General features: G+C 72.8%; 3 protein-coding genes. All 3 read left to right on the top strand.

All coding sequences use genetic code 11. The features are described 5' to 3' along the window. Positions 1–365 precede the first annotated feature (365 nt). Entirely contained in the window at positions 366–1,220 is an 855-nt protein-coding gene (locus C1I97_RS34895) for a bifunctional methylenetetrahydrofolate dehydrogenase/methenyltetrahydrofolate cyclohydrolase (protein ID WP_111006976.1), read from the top strand. Beyond that, positions 1,210–1,713 carry a DUF3017 domain-containing protein gene (locus C1I97_RS34890; RefSeq protein WP_111006975.1) on the top strand — a complete coding sequence of 168 codons (504 nt, stop codon included), beginning with the start codon at positions 1,210–1,212 and terminating at the stop codon, positions 1,711–1,713. The genes C1I97_RS34895 and C1I97_RS34890 overlap by 11 nt, the downstream gene beginning before the upstream one ends. A 338-nt stretch (positions 1,714–2,051) precedes the next feature. Further along, the coding region (locus C1I97_RS34885; RefSeq protein ID WP_258382887.1) for a helix-turn-helix domain-containing protein at positions 2,052–2,738 on the top strand (687 nt) is incomplete at its 3' end.

The following is a 2,738-nucleotide window of genomic DNA, read 5'->3' as shown; positions in this document are numbered from 1 at the left end:
GGCGGGGCCTGCGGGTAGCCGTATCCGGGCTGACCCTGCTGGGGCTGGCCGTATCCCTGCTGCGGGTTCTGCGGTGTTTCGTACGGGTTGTTGGGCGAGCCGAAACTCATGGCCGGTTTCCTCCGTTGCGCTGCGGGGACGGTGCGGACTGCGCGGAGGAACGACACGATCTGAGCGGCTCCCCCCGAACACGAACCGCGCTACTGCGGTGTTCATCGTTCTAGGCGGGCCGAGATTTTGTCCAGCCCGGGGGGTCAGGTGTTGTGCAAGTGCAACATCACTGGTCAAGGATGTGAAATGCCGGCGGCCCCTGGCCCGGCCTCCCGGATTGGAACCATGAGCCGGTCATCCGCGAGGATGGGGGCATGACCGCCCAGATTCTCGATGGCAAGGCCACCGCAGCCGCGATCAAATCCGATCTGACCGCCCGCGTGGCGGCGCTGAAGGAGAAGGGCGTCACGCCCGGCCTCGGCACGATCCTGGTCGGCGACGACCCGGGCAGCCGCAAGTACGTCGCCGGCAAGCACCGCGACTGCGCCGAGGTCGGCATCGCCTCCATCCAGCGCGAACTGCCGGCCACCGCCACTCAGGACGAGATCGAGGCGGTCGTCCGGGAGCTGAACGAGGATCCCTCCTGCACCGGCTACATCGTCCAGCTGCCCCTGCCCGAGGGCATCGACGAGAACCGGATCCTGGAGCTGATGGACCCGGACAAGGACGCCGACGGCCTGCACCCGATGAACCTCGGCCGGCTCGTCCTCAACGAGCCCGCCCCGCTGCCCTGCACCCCCAACGGCGTCCTGACGCTGCTGCGCCGCCACGGCGTCGAGATCAAGGGCGCCGAGGTCGTGGTCGTCGGCCGCGGCGTGACCATCGGCCGCCCGATGCCGCTGCTGCTCACCCGGCGCAGCGAGAACGCCACGGTCACCCAGTGCCACACCGGCACCCGCGACCTCTCCGCCCACCTGCGTCGCGCCGACATCATCGTCGCCGCGGCCGGCTCCCCGCACCTGATCCGTGCCGAGGACGTCAAGCCCGGCGCGGCCGTCCTCGACGTCGGGGTCTCCCGCAACGCCGAGGGGAAGATCGTGGGCGACGTCCACCCGGACGTCGCCGAGGTGGCCGGCTGGCTGTCCCCGAACCCCGGCGGCGTCGGCCCGATGACCCGGGCCCAGCTGCTGGTCAACGTGGTCGAGGCGGCGGAGCGCAGTGTCGGCTGAGGCGAAGGGCACCGGGCGGGAGTCCGCTTCGGCGGAGCCGGAGCCGGAGATCGAGGTACGGGACCCGGTCAGCGCGCCGGACGCCGAGGGCAGGCCGCGCCGGGTCACGCGCCGCTTCCCGCTGTTCACCAAGGACACCGCGCCTCCGGAGGGCGGCGGCCGGGCCGCGCCCGGTGACGCCCCGGCGCCCGCCCGGCAGTGGCCGATGCTGGCCGTGCTGTCCGTGGTCGGGCTCGGGCTGCTGGTGACCGCCTTCGACGCCTTCCGGGTCGGCCTGCTGCTGGTCGGCGTCGCCCTGCTCGGCGGGGCCGCGCTGCGCTGGTTCCTGCCCCGCGTCGGCATGCTCGCCGTCCGCTCCCGCTTCACCGACATCGTCACCTACGGCGTGCTGGGCGGCGCCATCGTCCTGCTGGCGCTGATGGCCCAGCCGAAGCCGTGGCTGGAGATCCCGTTCCTGGACGACGCGCTGCACTTCACCGTCCGCAATAGCTGACGAGGCGTCAGTCCGTGCCGTGGCGGCGGCCCATCCTCTCCCCCGAGTCAGGACGGGCCGTCTCCCCCGAGTCAGGACGGGCCGCCGCGACCCACCCTCCTGCATCGCGAACGGGCTGTTCAATGCCTGTCCGCGCGCCGTGGCACGGAAGTGACCGTTCCGCTACGGTGTCCGCGCTCTGCCACAGGGCCCGTACGAGGCCCGAATGCTCCCGTGCGCCCCCACCGCGCGACCTGAGATCCTGGCGGTGCGCACCTCTGTGGGTAGCCAGCACAAGGACTCCGCACAGGGCGTCACGCGCGGGAACAGCCAGCACGTACCGGGGGGAAGGGGACGCGATGCCTCGTTGGAAGGCCTTGCCCGATGAACTCGATCCGCAGATAAAGGAGTTCGCGAGTCAACTGCGGCGGCTCGTGGACCGCGGCGGTCTGAGCGTCGCCGCGCTCGCCGATCGCACGGGCTACAGCAAGACCTCCTGGGAGCGTTACCTCAACGGCCGGCTCCTGGCGCCCAAGGGCGCGGTCGTGGCCCTCGCCGAGGTCACCGGCACCAACCCGGTCCATCTCACCACCATGTGGGAGCTCGCCGAACGCGCCTGGAGCCGCGCGGAGATGCGCCACGACCGCACCATGGAGGCCGTCCGGATATCCCAGGCGCGTGCCGCGCTCGGCGATTTCGGCGGCGACGCCCCCGGCGCCGAGTCCGACGGGAGCAAGCCGCCCCGCGAGAGCGGCAGCGCCGCGGCGCGTCCCGGGACCGCGGGCCAGGCCGGCGTGTCTCCGAGGGTGCCGGCGCAGCCGACGGCGTCCGACGCCGACGCCCGGGAGGGCACGCCGAAGAAGACCGCGCCGGCCTCCGGCTCCGGTGCCGACGCGCGCTCCGGCTCTGGCGCCGACGCGCGTACCGGCTCCGGCGCCGACACGCGCGCCGCCCCCACTGCGGACGCGCGCGCCGACTCCGGTACCGGCGAGCAGACCTCGACGGGCGGCAACTCCTGGAACCTGGCCGGTTACCGGGGCCCGTCC

Origin of the sequence: Streptomyces sp. NTH33 (assembly GCF_003236365.1) — a bacterium.
GTDB lineage: Bacteria > Actinomycetota > Actinomycetes > Streptomycetales > Streptomycetaceae > Streptomyces.
This window is presented reverse-complemented; position numbering and strand designations above follow the sequence as displayed.